Annotated in this window: 16 protein-coding genes; 6 read left to right on the top strand and 10 right to left on the bottom strand. The window is 71.8% G+C overall.

All coding sequences use genetic code 11. The annotated features are described in order from the left end of the window. Window positions 1-10 precede the first annotated feature (10 nt). Together H4W31_RS29250 and H4W31_RS29245 are read left to right on the top strand one after the other, a co-directional pair. A complete protein-coding gene (locus H4W31_RS29250) occupies window positions 11-1,261 on the top strand; it encodes a sensor histidine kinase (RefSeq protein WP_192769580.1) in 1,251 nt (416 codons plus the stop codon). Window position 1,262: 1 nt separating this feature from the next. Further along, complete coding sequence (locus H4W31_RS29245; RefSeq protein ID WP_192769579.1) at window positions 1,263-1,940, top strand: response regulator; 678 nt, start codon at window positions 1,263-1,265, stop codon at window positions 1,938-1,940. 68 nt (window positions 1,941-2,008) lie between these two features. Here the strand turns inward: H4W31_RS29245 and H4W31_RS29240 are convergent, their stop codons facing one another. Then, complete coding sequence (locus H4W31_RS29240) at window positions 2,009-2,623, bottom strand: winged helix-turn-helix domain-containing protein (protein WP_192769578.1); 615 nt, start codon at window positions 2,621-2,623, stop codon at window positions 2,009-2,011. Window positions 2,624-2,817: 194 nt separating this feature from the next. Between H4W31_RS29240 and H4W31_RS29235 the strand changes: the two genes are divergently transcribed. Further along, window positions 2,818-3,741: an AEC family transporter gene (locus H4W31_RS29235; protein ID WP_192769577.1), complete on the top strand. Its 924-nt coding sequence runs from the start codon at window positions 2,818-2,820 to the stop codon at window positions 3,739-3,741. 21 nt (window positions 3,742-3,762) lie between these two features. Here H4W31_RS29235 and H4W31_RS43895 read toward each other — a convergent pair whose 3' ends face one another. The 7 genes from H4W31_RS43895 to H4W31_RS29200 form a co-directional block, all read right to left on the bottom strand. After that, complete coding sequence (locus tag H4W31_RS43895) at window positions 3,763-4,467, bottom strand: winged helix-turn-helix domain-containing protein (RefSeq protein WP_192769576.1); 705 nt, start codon at window positions 4,465-4,467, stop codon at window positions 3,763-3,765. 52 nt (window positions 4,468-4,519) lie between these two features. Then, the gene (locus tag H4W31_RS29225) at window positions 4,520-5,023 is read right to left on the bottom strand and encodes a rhodanese-like domain-containing protein (protein WP_318783463.1); all 504 of its coding nucleotides are present in this window, start codon (window positions 5,021-5,023) and stop codon (window positions 4,520-4,522) included. 55 nt (window positions 5,024-5,078) lie between these two features. Next, on the bottom strand, window positions 5,079-5,540 hold the full coding sequence (locus tag H4W31_RS29220; RefSeq protein WP_192769575.1) for a cysteine dioxygenase: 462 nt from the start codon (window positions 5,538-5,540) through the stop codon (window positions 5,079-5,081). A gap of 108 nt (window positions 5,541-5,648) precedes the next feature. Further along, entirely contained in the window at window positions 5,649-6,674 is a 1,026-nt protein-coding gene (locus H4W31_RS29215) for a TIGR03842 family LLM class F420-dependent oxidoreductase (protein ID WP_192769574.1), read from the bottom strand. A gap of 6 nt (window positions 6,675-6,680) precedes the next feature. Further along, a complete protein-coding gene (locus H4W31_RS29210) occupies window positions 6,681-8,162 on the bottom strand; it encodes a CoA-acylating methylmalonate-semialdehyde dehydrogenase (protein WP_192769573.1) in 1,482 nt (493 codons plus the stop codon). A gap of 20 nt (window positions 8,163-8,182) precedes the next feature. Then, the gene (hydA, locus tag H4W31_RS29205) at window positions 8,183-9,586 is read right to left on the bottom strand and encodes a dihydropyrimidinase (RefSeq protein ID WP_192769572.1); all 1,404 of its coding nucleotides are present in this window, start codon (window positions 9,584-9,586) and stop codon (window positions 8,183-8,185) included. 17 nt (window positions 9,587-9,603) lie between these two features. Then, on the bottom strand, window positions 9,604-10,443 hold the full coding sequence (locus tag H4W31_RS29200; protein WP_192769571.1) for a nitrilase-related carbon-nitrogen hydrolase: 840 nt from the start codon (window positions 10,441-10,443) through the stop codon (window positions 9,604-9,606). A gap of 223 nt (window positions 10,444-10,666) precedes the next feature. Between H4W31_RS29200 and H4W31_RS29195 the strand changes: the two genes are divergently transcribed. Then, on the top strand, window positions 10,667-11,554 hold the full coding sequence (locus tag H4W31_RS29195) for an aminoglycoside phosphotransferase family protein (RefSeq protein ID WP_192772474.1): 888 nt from the start codon (window positions 10,667-10,669) through the stop codon (window positions 11,552-11,554). Window positions 11,555-11,683: 129 nt separating this feature from the next. Beyond that, window positions 11,684-12,229, top strand: coding sequence for an MOSC domain-containing protein (locus tag H4W31_RS29190; protein ID WP_192769570.1), 546 nt, complete (start codon window positions 11,684-11,686; stop codon window positions 12,227-12,229). A gap of 10 nt (window positions 12,230-12,239) precedes the next feature. Here the strand turns inward: H4W31_RS29190 and H4W31_RS29185 are convergent, their stop codons facing one another. Then, on the bottom strand, window positions 12,240-12,947 hold the full coding sequence (locus tag H4W31_RS29185) for an N-acyl homoserine lactonase family protein (RefSeq protein WP_192769569.1): 708 nt from the start codon (window positions 12,945-12,947) through the stop codon (window positions 12,240-12,242). Window positions 12,948-13,129: 182 nt separating this feature from the next. Between H4W31_RS29185 and H4W31_RS29180 the strand changes: the two genes are divergently transcribed. Beyond that, window positions 13,130-14,263 (top strand): cellulose binding domain-containing protein, encoded by a 1,134-nt coding sequence (locus H4W31_RS29180; protein WP_192769568.1) that lies wholly within the window; start codon window positions 13,130-13,132, stop codon window positions 14,261-14,263. Between the two features lie 100 nt (window positions 14,264-14,363). Here H4W31_RS29180 and H4W31_RS29175 read toward each other — a convergent pair whose 3' ends face one another. Further along, on the bottom strand, window positions 14,364-14,735 hold the full coding sequence (locus tag H4W31_RS29175) for a cupin domain-containing protein (protein WP_192769567.1): 372 nt from the start codon (window positions 14,733-14,735) through the stop codon (window positions 14,364-14,366). Window positions 14,736-14,875: the final 140 nt, after the last annotated feature.

Here is a 14,875-nt window from a genome sequence, read left to right as displayed (position 1 = left end):
CCTGCACCACATGATGCGCCGACATCTTCTCGCCGCCGCCGTGCTCACGGCGGACACCGCGCTGCTGGCGGCCCGGCACGGCGCCGACCTGCCGCTGGCGGCGGTTCCGGCGTACGCCCTCGTCGTGGCGCTGGTGATCGCGCTGTCCCGGCGGGTTCCGCTGGCGGCGTTCGCGGTCGCGCTCGTCCTCACCCCGCTGACCGGTACGGCGTACGTGCTGCTGCTCTGGGCCGCCTACCACGCCGGTCGGGCGGCCGTGTCCCGGTCCGGTACGGCGATGCTGGTCGGTACGGCGCTCGGGGCGCTGGCCGTCCAGCTCGTCGGGTTGCCCGCGTGGCCGGGGGCGGTCTCCAGCCTGCTCGGGACGTACCTCGTCTTCGTGGCGCTGCCGGTGCTGGTCGGCCGGTACCTGGCCCAGCAGGAACGGCTGGTGTCGACGCTCGACCGGCACAACCGGCAACTCCGCCGGGAGCGGGAACTCGTCGCCGAGCAGGAGCAGCTGCGGGAGCGGCTACGGATCGCCCGGGACATGCACGACTCGCTCGGCCACCGGCTCAGTCTGGTCTCGGTCCAGGCGGCGGCGTTGGAGGTGTCGGCGCTGCCGGCACCGCAACGCGAGGCCGTCGGGCACCTGGCCCGCGCCACCCGGGACGCGATGGACGAGCTGTACGGACTGGTCGGGGCGCTGCGCAGCGAGCGGGGGGCCGATCGGCGGTCGCCGGGGGTGGAGTCCGTCGGCACCCTGGTGACGCAGTTCCGGACGGCCGGGGTACCGGTGACACTGCGCCGGTCCGGACCGGCACGCCCGCTGGGGTCGGCGGCCTCGCAGGCGGCGTACCGGGTGGTGCAGGAGGGGCTGACCAACGCCGCCAAGCACGCTCCGGGCCGGCCCGTGTCGGTACGGGTGACGTGGGAGCCGGACGCTCTGCTGATCACGCTGGTCAACCCGCTGCCGGACGTCGCCCCGGGCGCCGACGACGCCGGGCACGGCCTGGCGGGACTGCGCGAACGGATGGTTCCGGTCGGCGGGTTCGTCGAACACGGGCCGACCGGGGACGGTTGGCGCCTTGTCGCGATGCTGCCCGTCGCGGCCGACCCCGGCGACCTTGCCGAGCCCGAACCGGCAGGGCTGACCACCCGGCCGGAGCCCGAACCGGAGCCGGTCCCGGCCGGCCGGATCCGTACCCTCGGACTCGGGCTCGCCACCGCGGTCGTGATGTTCCTGCTGCTACCCGGCAGCATGCTCCTCGGAGCCCGCTGAGATGGTCCGGGTCCTGCTCGCCGACGACGAGCCGCTGATCCGGGCCGGCATCCGCACCGTGCTCGAATCGGCCGGCGACATGACGGTCGTCGCCGAGGCGGCGGACGGCCGGGCTGCGGTGGACGAGGCGGTTCGGCGCCGGCCGGACGTGGCGTTGCTCGACATCAAGATGCCGGTCCTCGACGGGCTGGGCGCGGTCGAGGAGCTGCACCGGCTGCTACCCGGACTCCGGGTCGTCCTGCTGACCTCCTTCGGCGCCGAGCCCAACGTGCTCCGGGCGGTCCAGCACCGGGTGGCGGGCTTCGTCCTGAAGAACTGCACGCCCGACGAACTGATCCGCGCGGTCCGGGCCGCGCACGAGGGTGACGCCTACCTGTCCCCTGCGGTGACCCGGCTGCTGCTGGGCATGCTCACTCCGGTGGCGGTCGAACGCCGACGCGAGGCCACCAACCGGCTGACGGCGCTCAGCCCACGGGAGTCGGACGTCCTGGGCCTGGTCGCCGAGGGTCTGTCCAACGCCGAGATCGGTCGGCGGTTGAGGATGAGCGAGGCGAGTATCAAGACCTACGTGAGCCGGATCCTGACCAAACTCGACTGCACGAACCGGGTCCAGGCGGCCCTGCTGGTCCGGGACGCCGAGGTGCCGGCTCCCGGACCCGCCACCCGGACCGGCACCTGATCCCGGACCGGCGATCCTCGCCACCGGGGGCGAATCCTCCGGCGCCTCTTCCGACCGGGGCCAGTACTTCAGCTGTTGCGGTCGATCGTCACCACCGCCTCGTCGGAGAGCCGGTAGCCCACCCCGTACACCGTCGTGACCAGTGGTACGTCGGCGCCCACCTTGCCGCGCAGCCGCCGGATGTGCACGTCCACGGTCCGTACGCCGGTGTGCTCGTAACCCCAGACGGCCGCCAGCAACTGGAGTCGGGTGAAGACCCGGCGCGGATGGGCGACCAGATGCATCAGCAGGTCGAACTCGAGGCGGGTGAGCGGCAGCAGGTCCCCGCCGAGCAGCACCGACCGGGACGCCGCGAGGATGTGCAGCCCGGGATGACCGGTGCCGGTCGAGGAGCGGGTGGACTGTCGGACCGGCGAATTCTCGGCCCGGCGTTCGGCCGTGCCGACGGTCCCGCCGCTGATCGTGGCCTCGCCCCGTTCCACCAGTTCGCGAGCGGCTTCGAGCAGCCGGCGGGCCGGTGGGGTGAGGGTCTCCTCGCAGCCGACGAGCGGGATGGAGAGCGTCACCGTCAGCGTGGGCGAGGCCGAACCGGCGGGCCGGCGCGACGCGCCCGGAGGTCGGCCTGGTCCAGCAGGCTGAGCGGTGTGCCATCCGGCACGCGGCGAGGCGGGGCTGACCGACATGGTCCTCCTTGGCTACTCCGGGTGTTCCCCGCACGGCCCGAACCGCCGCTGACTCGATGCTTCCGGCCACCGGGGCGAGGGTCAAGGGGACACGGCGATGCATGAATGTGACAATCGACAAACTCAACGGAATCACTTGCTTGCTCTTAGTACCAGATCTTGGCTTCCGCCGTGCACCCGGCAGGATGGTCAAGATGCGGGGAGTGTTGACGGGGTTCGGCGTGATCTGGTCGGTCACCCTCGTCGGCTATCTCGTCGGCCGGTACGGCCTGCTCGGTCCGCACGGTACGGCGGTGATCGCCCGGCTCGTCTTCCTGATCGCCGCACCGGCACTGCTGCTCAGCACGTTGGCCCGGTCCACAGTGGCCGATCTGTTCAGCCCGGCCCTGGCCGCCTTCGTGCTGAGTACGCTGATCGTGGCGGCGGGCTACCTGCTGCTCGCCCGGTACGTCTGGCACCGCCGGACCGGGGAGGCCACCGTCGGCGCCCTCTGCGCGTCGTACGTCAACGCGGCCAACCTCGGCCTGCCCGTCGCCGCGTACGTGCTGGGTGACGTCTCGTTCGTCGCTCCCGTACTCATCTTCCAGGTGCTGGTGGCCTCGCCCGTCGCACTGGCCGTGCTCGACTCCAGCGCCGCCGGCCGCCGCCCCTCGGTACGTCGACTGGCGCTGCTGCCGGCCCGGAACCCGATCATGCTGGGTTGCGCGGGCGGACTGCTGATCTCGGTCTCCGGCTGGCATCCGCCCATCGAGGTACTGCGGCCGTTCGAACTCGTCGGATCGGCGGCCGTTCCGTTGGCCCTGCTCGCCCTGGGCATGTCGCTACCCGGCAGCCGGCCACTGGCGGCCGGTCCCGACGCCGGGCAGCGCGTCGTCGCGGTCGTGCTCAAGATACTGGTGCAGCCCGTCCTGGCGTACCTGATCGCGCGGTACGCCCTCGGCCTGGCCGGGCCGGCACTGCTGGCCGCCGTCGTCACCTCGGCGCTGCCGACCGCGCAGAACGTCTTCGTCTACGCCACGCACTACGAGCGGGCGCAGTCGCTGGCCCGGGACGCCGTGGTGCTCTCCACCATCGCCGCCGCGGTCTCGCTCACGGTGGTCGCCGCACTGTTGAACTGAGAGCCCGGGTACCGGCACCGCTCACAGCAACGAGACGCCGGGGCCCCAGCCGTCGCCGACGCCATCACCGGTGTCGCCGTCGTCGCCGTCGTCGATCCGGACCCGGGCATCGTCGGCGAGCCGGTAACCCACCCCGTGCACCGTGGTCACCAGCGGGGTCGCGTCGCCCGCCTTGGCCCGCAGCCGACGTACGTGCACGTCGACGGTGCGGGCCACGGCGTGCTCGTAGCCCCAGACGTTGCTGAGCAACTGCAACCGGGTGAACACCCGGCGGGGATGTCGGGCCAGGAACACCAGCAGGTCGAACTCGAGGCGGGTGAACGGAACGGGGGTTCCGCCCCGGAGCACGACCCGGGGCCCGGTCAGCACCCGCAGGGCCGGCGCGTCGCCCGTACCCGCGGGGCCCGACGCGTCGCCGGGGGCGCCGGCCGGGTCGACCTCCCCGACCGGCCCGGCCGGGGCCGGCTCGGCGCCGACCGCCGCCGCCCGGGTCGACCCGGTCACTCCGGTCACCGCCGCGACGCCCGCGCCCCGGTCGACCAGGTCCCGGACCAGATCGAGGAGCAGCGAGAGTTCCGGGGTGAGCCGCTCGCCGACCAGTGGTACGTCGACGGTGACCCGCAGGACCGGCACGTCCCCGGCGGACGGGGGCCGCCGCCGGGGCGATCCGGCCCGGGGCGGCGCGGCCGGCGGGTGCGTGCGGGGGTGGATGGCGACGACGGACATGGGAGCTCCTTCGTGGGACGCGGTCCGGTCCCCGCACGCGGTGGCGCGCGGGTCAGGTGAACGCCCGCCGGACGGTTTCCAGCGGCGCGGGGGTGGGTTGGGCGTAGACGTCCGTCGGCCCGAAGGCCGGCAGTCCGAGCCCTCGCCAGGCGACGAACCCGCCGATGACGTCGGTGGCCAGCCGCAGACCGAGGTCCTGCAACGCGGCGGCGGCCAGCGACGAGGTGTAGCCCTCCTGGCAGAGGACGATGACGGGCAGGTCGTACCGGTCGGCGACGGGCAGCCGGGCGGCGCTGCGCGGGTCGAGTCGCCACTCCAGGACGTTCCGTTCGATGACCAGCGCGCCGGGGACGGATCCGGTGGCGGCCCGTTGGGCGGCCGGACGGATGTCCACCAGCACCGCGCCGGCACGGGCGGCGAGGTGCGCCGCCTCCGGCTCCAGGCGACGCAGCCGCACCCGGGCGGCGCCGAGGATCTCGTCTATGCTCCTCGAACCCACCGGGGCCTGCGCTCCCGCACACTCGCCGAGTGGCTCTCGGAGGTTGGTCAGGTTCACCGTACTGTCCTTCCGTCGTATCGGGCCTCGGTCCCGCACCGCGCGGTGGTTCCGCTCACCAGGCGACTCCCGCCTCGGCCACCTCGGCGACCCGCAGCCGCCCGCCGTCGAGGTGATAGCGGGTCATGCTGCGCAGCGCGGGGCGGTAGACGTGCACGCTCACGGCGGGCCGGTCACCCCGGTTGCTCACCCGGTGCACGTGCCGGGCGCCGAAGCGGCGACCGGCGCCCGTGGCGAGTGCGCGCGGGCGCAGTCCAGCACCGACCACCGTCTCCTCGGTCAGCGTCCCGGCGGCGACCAGGAACGCTCCCGCCGATCCGCCGTGGTCGTGCAGGTCCGTGTGCTGACCGGGCAGCCAGGTCAGCAGCCAGACCTCGTGGTCGGTGGCGGCGGCGAGCCGGTGGTACCAGCGCTCCGCCGGATCGAACTGGAGCGGGACGGGCCAGCCCGTCGGGCCGGCCGCCTCTGTGGCGTACCGGCGAGCGATGGTCAGCGGGTCCGAAGAAATGGAGATCATTTGTGGGTCCTCGTGGCAGGCGTTCGACTACCGAGAAGAGTAGCCCATAAAACCTACCTGTTTTATAGGTTATCCCACAACCCTCCGGCCCGGTACGGACGTGGTCGTTCAGGAACCGGCCGGTACCGACCCGCCCAGCGCCGGAATGACCGACTCGCCGTACGCGGCCAACGTGTGCTCCTTGTCGTCGTGCTGGAGATAGAGGGCGAACTGGTCGACGCCGAGTTCCCGCAGCGCGGCGAGCCTGTCCAGGTGTGCGGAGACCGGACCGAGCAGGCAGAACCGGTCGACGATCCCGTCCGGCACGAAGTCGGTGTGCCGGTTGCCGGCCCGGCCGTGCTCGGCGTAGTCGTACCCCCGGCGGCCGGCGATGTACTCGGTGAGCGCCTTCGGCACGGCGGCGGCACCCGTACCGGTGCCGTACCGGGCGACGATGTCGGCGACGTGGTTGCCCACCATGCCGCCGAACCACCGGCACTGGTCGCGCTGGTGCGCCAGGTCGTCGCCGACGTACGCCGGGGCGGCGACGCAGAACCGGATCGCCGCCGGGTCCCGGCCGGCCCGTTCCGCCGCGTCGCGTACCGCCGCGATCATCCAGGCCGCGATGTCCGGGTCGGCGAGTTGCAGGATGTAGCCGTCCCCCAGCTCACCAGCCAGGGCCAGCGCCCGCGGGCCGTACGCGGCGATCCACACCTCCAGCGCGCCGCCGGAGACCCACGGGAAGCTCACCGGGCGCCCCCGGTAGTCGGCGGTCCGGCCGTGCGCCAGTTCCCGGATCACCGTGACGCAGTCCCGGAGTTCGGCGATGGTCGTCGGCGGGTGGCCCAGGGTACGCAGCGCCGAGTCGCCCCGGCCGATCCCGCAGACCGTCCGGTTGCCGTACATCTCGTTGAGGGTGGCGAAGAGGGAGGCGGTGACGGTCCAGTCCCGGGTACCCGGATTGGTCACCATCGGCCCCACGATCACCCGCTCGGTCCGGGCCAGGATCTGGGAGTAGATCACGAACGGCTCCTGCCACAGCAGGTGCGAGTCGAACGTCCACACGTGACTGAACCCGGCCGCCTCGGCCCGCCGGGCCAGCTCCACCACCTCGCTGGCCGGCGGGTCGCACTGGAAGACGACGCCGATGTCCACCGCCGCTCACCGCACCTTCGGGAAGCCGAGGTCGACCCCGCTGGTCGCCGGATCGGGCCAACGCGAGGTCACCACCTTGGTCCGGGTGCAGAAGGCCAGCCCGTCCGGGCCGTACACGTGCAGGTCGCCGAAGAGGGACGCCTTCCAGCCGCCGAAGCTGTAGTAGGCGACCGGAACCGGGATCGGCACGTTGACCCCGACCATCCCGCAGACGACGTCGTACTGGAACCGGCGGGCCGCTCCGCCGTCCCGGGTGAAGATCGCGGTCCCGTTGCCGTACTCGCAGGTGTTCACCAGGGCCACGGCCTCGTCGTAGGTCCGCGCCCGGACCACCGACAACACCGGCCCGAAGATCTCGTCGGTGTAGTAGGCGGAGTCGGTCGCCACGTGGTCGACCAGCGACGGACCGAGGAAGAAGCCGGGCCCGTCGGCGGCCGGCAGCGTCCGCCCGTCGACCACCACCTGTCCACCTGGCCGGTCGAGGTACGACCGCACCCGGTCCCGGTGCTCGCCGGTGATCAGCGGTCCCATCTCGGCGTCCGGATCACTGGCCGGGCCGACCCGGATCCGGCCGATCCGCTCGGCGATCGCCTCGACCAGCCGGTCGGCGACGGCACCGACCGCGACCACCACCGAGACGGCCATGCAGCGCTCCCCCGCCGAGCCGAAGCCGGCCGAGACGGCGGCGTCGGCCGCGGCGTCGACATCCGCGTCCGGCAGCACCACCATGTGGTTCTTGGCGCCGCCGAGCGCCTGGACCCGCTTGCCGGCCCGGGTTCCGGCCTCGTAGACCGATCGGGCCACCGGGGTCGAGCCGACGAAGGAGAGCGCCGCGATGTCGGGGTCGGCGATCAGCGCCTCGACCGCCGACCGGTCCCCCTGGACCACGTTGAACGCCCCGTCCGGCAGCCCGGCCCGGCGCAGCAGGTCGGCCAGGAGCAACGAGACGCTCGGGTCCTTCTCGCTGGGCTTGAGCACGAAGGTGTTCCCGGCGACCAACGCGGTGCAGAACATCCACATCGGCACCATGGCCGGGAAGTTGAACGGGGTGATCCCGGCGACCACGCCGAGTGGCTGACGGATCGAATACACGTCGACCCCGGTCGCCGCCTGCTCGCTGTAGCCACCCTTGAGCAGGTGTGGGGCGCCGGTGGCGAACTCGACGTTCTCCAGGCCCCGGGCCACCTCACCGGCCGCGTCGGCGACCGTCTTGCCGTGTTCGGCGGAGAGCAGGGTGGCGAGCTGGATCCGGTTGCCGTCCACCAGGTCGCGGAACCGGAACATCACCTCCGCACGCCGGGACAGCGACGCCGCCCGCCAGCCCGGTTGCGCGGCGGCGGCCGACCGGACGGCGGCCCGTACCTCCGGACCGGTCGCGGCGACCACCTCGGCCTGCCGCTCGCCGGTGGCCGGGTCGTAGACCGGCAGCCGCCGGTCGCCGGTGCCGGAAACCTCGGTCCCGTCGATCCAGTGTGGAATCTCCCGCATCACGCCACCTCCTTCCCGCCTCAGCTCAGGTACGTCGACAGGCCGCGCCGCAGGAACCGGCCGTGGCCGCGCCGCCCGTGGTACGTCCCGTCGGCGAGCAGTACGGTGCCCCGGGACAGGACCGTGTCGACCCGTCCCGCGATCTCGTAGCCCTCGTACGCCGAGTGGTCCATGTTCATGTGGTGGGTCCCGACGCCGATGCTGGTCCGGCCGGTCGGGTCGTAGAGCACGATGTCGGCGTCGGAGCCCGGCGCGAGGATCCCCTTGCGTGGATAGAGCCCGAACATCCGGGCCGGAGTGGTGGCGATGGTCTCCACCCACCGTTCCAGGGTCAGCTTGCCGTCGACGACGCCCTGGTAGAGCAGGTCGACCCGGTGCTCCACCCCACCGATCCCGTTCGGGATCTTCGAGAAGTCGCCGAGGCCGAGTTCCTTCTGGTCCTTGAAGCAGAACGGGCAGTGGTCGGTGGAGACCACCGCCAGGTCGTTGCTACGCAGCCCCTGCCACAGGTCCCGGTGGTGCGACTCGCGCCCGCTGCGCAGCGGGGTCGAGCAGACCCACTTGGCGCCCTCGAAGCCGGGCGCGCCGAGCTGGTCCTCCAGGGTCAGGTAGAGGTACTGCGGGCAGGTCTCGGCGAAGACGTTCCGGCCGGCGTCCCGGGCCGCCGCGACCTGTTCCAGGGCCTGGCTGGCGGAGAGGTGCACGATGTAGAGCGGGCAGTCCCGGGCCACCTCGGCGAGCCGGATCGCCCGGTGGGTCGCCTCGGCCTCCAGGGCCGCCGGCCGGGTCAGGCCGTGATGGATCGGGTCGGTGTCGCCCCGGGCCAGCGCCTGCTGGACGAGGACGTCGATCGCGATGCCGTTCTCGGCGTGCATCATGATCATGGCGCCGTTCTCCCGGGCCCGCTGCATCGCCCGGAGGATCTGGCCGTCGTCGGAGTAGAACACCCCCGGGTACGCCATGAACAGCTTGAAGCTGCTGATCCCCTCGTCGGCGACGAGCTGGTCCATCGCCTTGAGCGCGTCGTCGTCGACCCCGCCCAGGATCATGTGGAACGCGTAGTCGACGTGACAGTTGTCGTCGGCCTTGGCGTGCCAGGCGGCCAGCCCGTCCTGTACCACCTCACCGGTCCGCTGCACCGCGAAGTCGACGATTGTGGTGGTGCCGCCGTACGCGGCCGCCCGGGTGCCGGTGTCGAAGGTGTCACTGGCGTTCGTACCGCCGAACGGCAGTTCCATGTGCGTGTGCACGTCGACGCCGCCCGGGATGACGTACTTCCCGGTCGCGTCGATCGTTCCGTGGTCGCCGTCCGGCGCCCGGCCGGGGGCGAACAGCGCGGCGATCGTCTCGCCCTCGACCAGTACGTCGGCGCGGTGCGTCCCGGTCGGCCCGACGACGGTGCCACCGCTGATCAGCAGTCCCATGGTTCGCCCTCCCCTGGCTACGGCCGGACCAGGCTGTCGTACGCGTCCGGGCGGCGGTCCCGGTAGAACGCCCACCGGTCGCGGACCTCGGCGAGCAGCCCGAGGTCGAGATCCCGGACGATCAGCTCCGGGGCGTGGTCGACGCCGACCTCCCCGACGAACTGCCCCTCCGGGTCGACGAAGTACGAGGTGCCGTAGAAGTCGTTCTCGCCGAGGTCCTCGACCCCGACCCGGTTGATCGCGCCGACGAAGTACTCGTTGGCCACCGCCGAGGCCGGCTGCTCCAGCTTCCACAGGTACGCCGACAGACCCCGGCTGGTCGCCGACGGGTTGAACACCACCGTGGCGCCGGCCAGGCCGAGTGCCCGCCAGCCCTCGGGAAAGTGCCGGTCGTAGCAGATGTAGACGCCGATCCGGCCGACGGCGGTGTCGAAGACCGGATAACCCAGATTTCCGGGCCGGAAGTAGAACTTCTCCCAGAATCCCTTCACCTGTGGAATATGCGTCTTCCGATATTTACCGAGAAAGGTTCCGTCGGCGTCGATCACGGCGGCGGTGTTGTAGAGCACGCCCGGCTGTTCCTGTTCGTACATCGGCAGCACCATCACCATCCCGAGTTGGGCGGCGAGCGCGGCGAACCGTTCGGTGGTCGGCCCGGGGATCGACTCGGCGTACGCGTAGTAGCCCTGGTCCTGCACCTGACAGAAGTACGGGCCGTAGAAGAGCTCCTGGAAGCAGATGACCTTCGCACCCTGGGTCGCCGCCTGTCGGGCGTACTCCTCGTGTGCTTTGATCATCGATTCCTTGTCACCGGTCCAGTTCGTCTGCACCAGGGCCGCGCGAATGATCTCTGCCATGGTCGTACCTCCTCGGCACCGGGTTGGGCGGTGCCCGTCGGTGTGGAGCTTGCTGACCTTGTGATTTTCGGGCCGGATGGCGTAGGACTTTAGTGACACAGGTCGGGGCGGACAATGGCCAATTCGTTACTGATCTGTTCGGAGAAGTAACATGCTGCAACTCATCGCGGAGCGACCTGTTCGCGCCACCCGTCGCCCTGGATGGAATGATCCACGCGTGAGGATGCACGCGGATCAGGTCGACGTCGGTGCCGAGGTGGTGGCCGCGCTCGTCGCCGCCCAGTTTCCGCAGTGGCGTGGCCGCCCGGTGTCTCCGCTCCGCTCGCACGGCACCGTGAACGCGCTCTTCCGGCTCGGCGACGAGATCGTCCTGCGGTTTCCGCTGCAACCGAGCCTCGACGCCGACCTGCGGGCCGAACTGCTCGCCGAACAGGACAACGCACGCCGGATCGCCCCGCGGGTGCCGCTCGCGGTGCCGGAGCCACTCGGCTTCGGCGAGCCGGGCGACGGCTACCCCGGTCCGTGGACGGTGTACCGGTGGATTCCCGGGGAGACCGTGGACGCGCGGCGGATCGGCGACCTGGACGGGTTCGCCCGCGATCTCGCCGGATTCGTCAACGCCCTGCACGCGGTGGACACCGAGGGCCGGACGGGGCACGGGCGTGGTCGAGGCGGCCCGCTGCACGTACACGACGACTACGTACGCCGTTGCCTCGCCGAGAGCCACCACCTCACCGACACGACCCGGCTGGCCCGGATCTGGACCCGCTGTCTCGACGCGCCACCCCGGGACGCCGCCGACGCCTGGATCCACGCCGACCTCATGCCGGGCAACCTCCTGGTACGCCACGGCCGGCTCGCGGCGGTCATCGACCTCGAGACGGTCCGGATCGGTGATCCGGCGGTGGACCTCATGCCGGCGTGGAACCTGCTGACCCCCGGCCCACGGGCGACCTACCGCCGCGCGCTCGGCGTCGACGACGCGACCTGGGAACGCGGGCGCGGCTGGGCCCTGCTCCAGGCGATCGCGGCCCTGCCGTACTACGTCGACACCAATCCCGTGATGGCCGACACGGCCCGGCACACCCTCGACGCCCTCCTGCGGGACTGAGGTCCCGACCGAAGGGGGTCCCGGCCGACGACATAACCGGCATCGGACGCCGGACGCCGGCCGATTACGATCGGCGGGTGGTCGCGACCGCCCAGGTGGACGCGACGTACCGGTCGACGGGGAGGTCGGATGAGCGCGGCGGTGGTGACGGCGGTGGCCCGGGACGAGGGGCACCATTTCAGCAAACCGACCCGGGCCAGCATCCGGCTGCTGGCCGGGCTGGGCGTGGAGGGTGACGCGCATCTCGGCGTCACCGTCAAGCACCGCTCCCGGGTGGCCCGGGATCCGAACCTGCCCAACCTGCGTCAGGTGCACCTGATCCACTCCGAACTGCACGACGAACTCCGTGCGGCCGGTCACCAGGTCATGCCCGGTGAGATGGGCGAGAACGTCACCACCCGGGGCGTGGACCTGCTCGGCCTGCCCGTCGGCACCCTGCTCCGGCTCGGCGACGCGGCGGTGGTCGAGGTGACCGGGCTGCGCAACCCGTGCGCGCAGATCGACAACTTCCAGTCAGGGCTGCTGAAGCGGGTCGTCGGCCGGACCGAGGCGGGCGAGCTGGTCCGCCTGGCCGGCGTGATGGGCGTGGTACGCGAAGGCGGCGAGATCCGACCCGGCGACGAGATCCGGATCGAACTGCCGGCGGAGCCGCACCGCCCCCTCGACCAGGTCTGACCCGTCTGCCCTACCACGTGGCCGGCTCCCAGACCGCGCCGTCGTGGGCGAAGAGGACCCGGGCCGGGTCGAGGTCGACCAGCCGGGGCAGCCACTCCGGCACCGGCGGCAGTGGGTCGGCCACCCCGTCCCGCGCGGCCCGCAGCGCCAGCTCGTCCGAGCCGTACTGGGTGGCGAAGTCCCGGGCCTGTCCGGCGAGGATCACCGTACCGTCAGACTGGCGCAGGGCCAGGGACTGGTGTCCGGCGGTGTGCCCGGGGGTAGGAATGATCCAGACATCCGGCCAGATCTCGGCCTCGCCGTCCAGTTCCTCGTACCGGGCATCCGGAAAGTCGACAAGTTCGGGGATCGTGTGGCCCGGCGCGCGGGCGACGGCGAGTTCCGTACGCTGCACGACGATCGGGCGCCCGGCCAGCGCCGGGTTTCCTCCACAGTGGTCGAAGTGCAGGTGGCAGTTGACCACCATCGTGATCTCGTCCAGTCCCACCCCGGCGGCGTCCAGTGCGGTCATCAGCGGACGGCGGCGCGGCCGGTAGTGGGCCTCGGTGTCCGGGTCCACCGTACCGATGCCGGTGTCGAACAGGAGCAGTCCCTCGGGCCGCCGGACCAGATAGCCGTACGCCGGCTCGACCCTCGGTTCCGGCCCGCCCACCTCCACGGCCGGGCGGACGAAGTAACCAAGGTCCAGCCGGCGTACCGCCGCAGCTCGCTCAGACATCAACTCATCCTCGTCGGCGTCCTCACCGCGTCAAGACCGGTTCACCACGAGCGGAAGGCCGGCACCGGCCCGGCCAGCGTTCCGCCGACTTGACCGGTTGAGTTGAAGCACAGTTACCTGCTTCAATATCCCGGGAGCAAGGGCCGGGCAGGTAACACCCATCACCGTGACAGGAGACGATCATGCTCCGCAGGCCCCTGCTCAACGCCGTCCTCGCCGCGCTCGTCGTGGCCCTCGGGACGCTCGTCATCGCGCAGCCCGCACAACCGGCGGCACCCGCGCCCGTCCGCATCATGCCGCTCGGTGACTCGATCACCGGTTCCCCCGGCTGCTGGCGCTCCATGCTCTGGAACCGGTTGCAGAGCACCGGCTACACCAACGTCGACTTCGTCGGAACACTCGGACCACAGGGCTGCGGACAGCCGTACGACGGGGAGAACGAAGGCCACGGCGGCGCGCTGGTGACGAACGTGGCCGACCAGAACCAGTTGCCGCCCTGGCTGGCAGCCACCCGCCCGGACATCGTGCTGATGCACTTCGGCACCAATGACGTCTGGAGCAACCGGGCTCCGGCGACCATCCTGGCCGCGTACGGGAAACTGGTGGACCAGATGCGGGCCAGCAACGCCGGCATGAAGGTACTGGTCGCGAAGATCATTCCCATGGCGCCGAGCACCTGTGCCGAGTGTGCCCAGCGGGTGGTCGCGCTCAACGACGCCATACCCGGCTGGGCAGCCTCGAAGACCACCAGCGCGTCGCCGGTCGTGGTCGTGGACCAGTGGACGGGCTTCAGCACCGGCAGCGACACCTACGACGGCGTACACCCGAACGCCGCCGGGGATCAGAAGATGTCCGACCGGTGGTACCCGGCGCTGGTCGCGGCCCTGAACGGCGTCACCCCGACCGCGACTCCGACTCCGACCCGGACTCCCACCCCCACGCCCACCCCGACCCGGACTCCCACCCCTACCCCGACCCGCACCCCACCGGCGACGACCACTCCGCCCACGACCGGCGGCTGTACGGCCACCTACCGGTCCGCCGGCGAGTGGCAGGGCGGATTCCAGGGTGAGGTCACGGTCCGGAACAACGGCACCTCGGCCAGCCGGACCTGGACCGCGCAACTGGTCTTCGGCGCCGGCCAGCAGGTCAGCCAGGCCTGGAACGCCCAGCTCAGCCAGAGCGGGGCCACCGCCAGCGCCCGCGACGCGGGCTGGAACGGTGCGCTCGCCCCCGGCGGCTCGGCGACGTTCGGCTTCATCGGCAGTTGGAACGGCAGCAATCCGGCACCGACGGTCGGCTGCACCCTCGGCTGACCAGCGCCGTCCGCCCCGGTGCCCGGGGACCGGCCCGCCGCGCCGTCGGCACGGCGGTCGGCCCGGCCACCGGGGCAGTCCGGAGACACCCCACAAGAGATCAGCGTGGTACGACCTTGTAGCCGGCGACCGAGGGCCAGCGGACGGTCAACACCACCGCCTCCTCCGGCGCCAGCCACGAGTGGTCCACGCCGGGCCCCCAGATCACGTAGTCACCGGGCTTGGCCAGTACGACGGTACGGTCCCGCAGCTCGACGTGGAACCGGCCGGAGACCAGTACGAGCAGGGCGGTACGCCGTTCGCCGGTCACCCACTCCGCCCGGGTGTCACCGGGCGGGTGCACGCCCCACTTGACCTCGACATCGGCGCTGTGCCGGGGATCCAGGCCGGGCGGCATGAAGTGGCCGAGCAGCCAGCCTCCGTTGTCCGCGCCGTCCACACCCGCGTTGCCCACGTAGACACTCTCGTCCACGGCCCTCCCTTCACCGGTCGGGCAAGCTATCACGCGCCCCGTCGACACCCGCCGGCCGGCCCGGGAACGGGCTTCCGGACTCGGGGAGCCGCTGCTGATGCCGAACGCGAGGCGGCCCGGTTCCCCTGCCAGGGAAACCG

Source organism: Plantactinospora soyae (genome assembly GCF_014874095.1).
Classification (GTDB): Bacteria; Actinomycetota; Actinomycetes; order Mycobacteriales; family Micromonosporaceae; genus Plantactinospora; species Plantactinospora soyae.
Note: the sequence above shows the minus strand (reverse complement) of the source record. Positions and strands in the feature narration are given on the sequence as shown.

Coding starts and splice junctions, on each gene's coding strand:
- H4W31_RS29185 (WP_192769569.1), bottom strand. CDS start 12,947: ATGTCTGAGCGAGCTGCGGCGGTACGCCGGCTGGACCTTGGTTACTTC.
- H4W31_RS29245 (WP_192769579.1), top strand. CDS start 1,263: ATGGTCCGGGTCCTGCTCGCCGACGACGAGCCGCTGATCCGGGCCGGC.
- H4W31_RS29210 (WP_192769573.1), bottom strand. CDS start 8,162: ATGCGGGAGATTCCACACTGGATCGACGGGACCGAGGTTTCCGGCACC.
- H4W31_RS29200 (WP_192769571.1), bottom strand. CDS start 10,443: ATGGCAGAGATCATTCGCGCGGCCCTGGTGCAGACGAACTGGACCGGT.
- hydA (WP_192769572.1), bottom strand. CDS start 9,586: ATGGGACTGCTGATCAGCGGTGGCACCGTCGTCGGGCCGACCGGGACG.
- H4W31_RS29235 (WP_192769577.1), top strand. CDS start 2,818: ATGCGGGGAGTGTTGACGGGGTTCGGCGTGATCTGGTCGGTCACCCTC.
- H4W31_RS29180 (WP_192769568.1), top strand. CDS start 13,130: ATGCTCCGCAGGCCCCTGCTCAACGCCGTCCTCGCCGCGCTCGTCGTG.
- H4W31_RS29240 (WP_192769578.1), bottom strand. CDS start 2,623: ATGTCGGTCAGCCCCGCCTCGCCGCGTGCCGGATGGCACACCGCTCAG.
- H4W31_RS29250 (WP_192769580.1), top strand. CDS start 11: ATGATGCGCCGACATCTTCTCGCCGCCGCCGTGCTCACGGCGGACACC.
- H4W31_RS43895 (WP_192769576.1), bottom strand. CDS start 4,467: ATGTCCGTCGTCGCCATCCACCCCCGCACGCACCCGCCGGCCGCGCCG.
- H4W31_RS29190 (WP_192769570.1), top strand. CDS start 11,684: ATGAGCGCGGCGGTGGTGACGGCGGTGGCCCGGGACGAGGGGCACCAT.
- H4W31_RS29220 (WP_192769575.1), bottom strand. CDS start 5,540: ATGATCTCCATTTCTTCGGACCCGCTGACCATCGCTCGCCGGTACGCC.
- H4W31_RS29195 (WP_192772474.1), top strand. CDS start 10,667: ATGCACGCGGATCAGGTCGACGTCGGTGCCGAGGTGGTGGCCGCGCTC.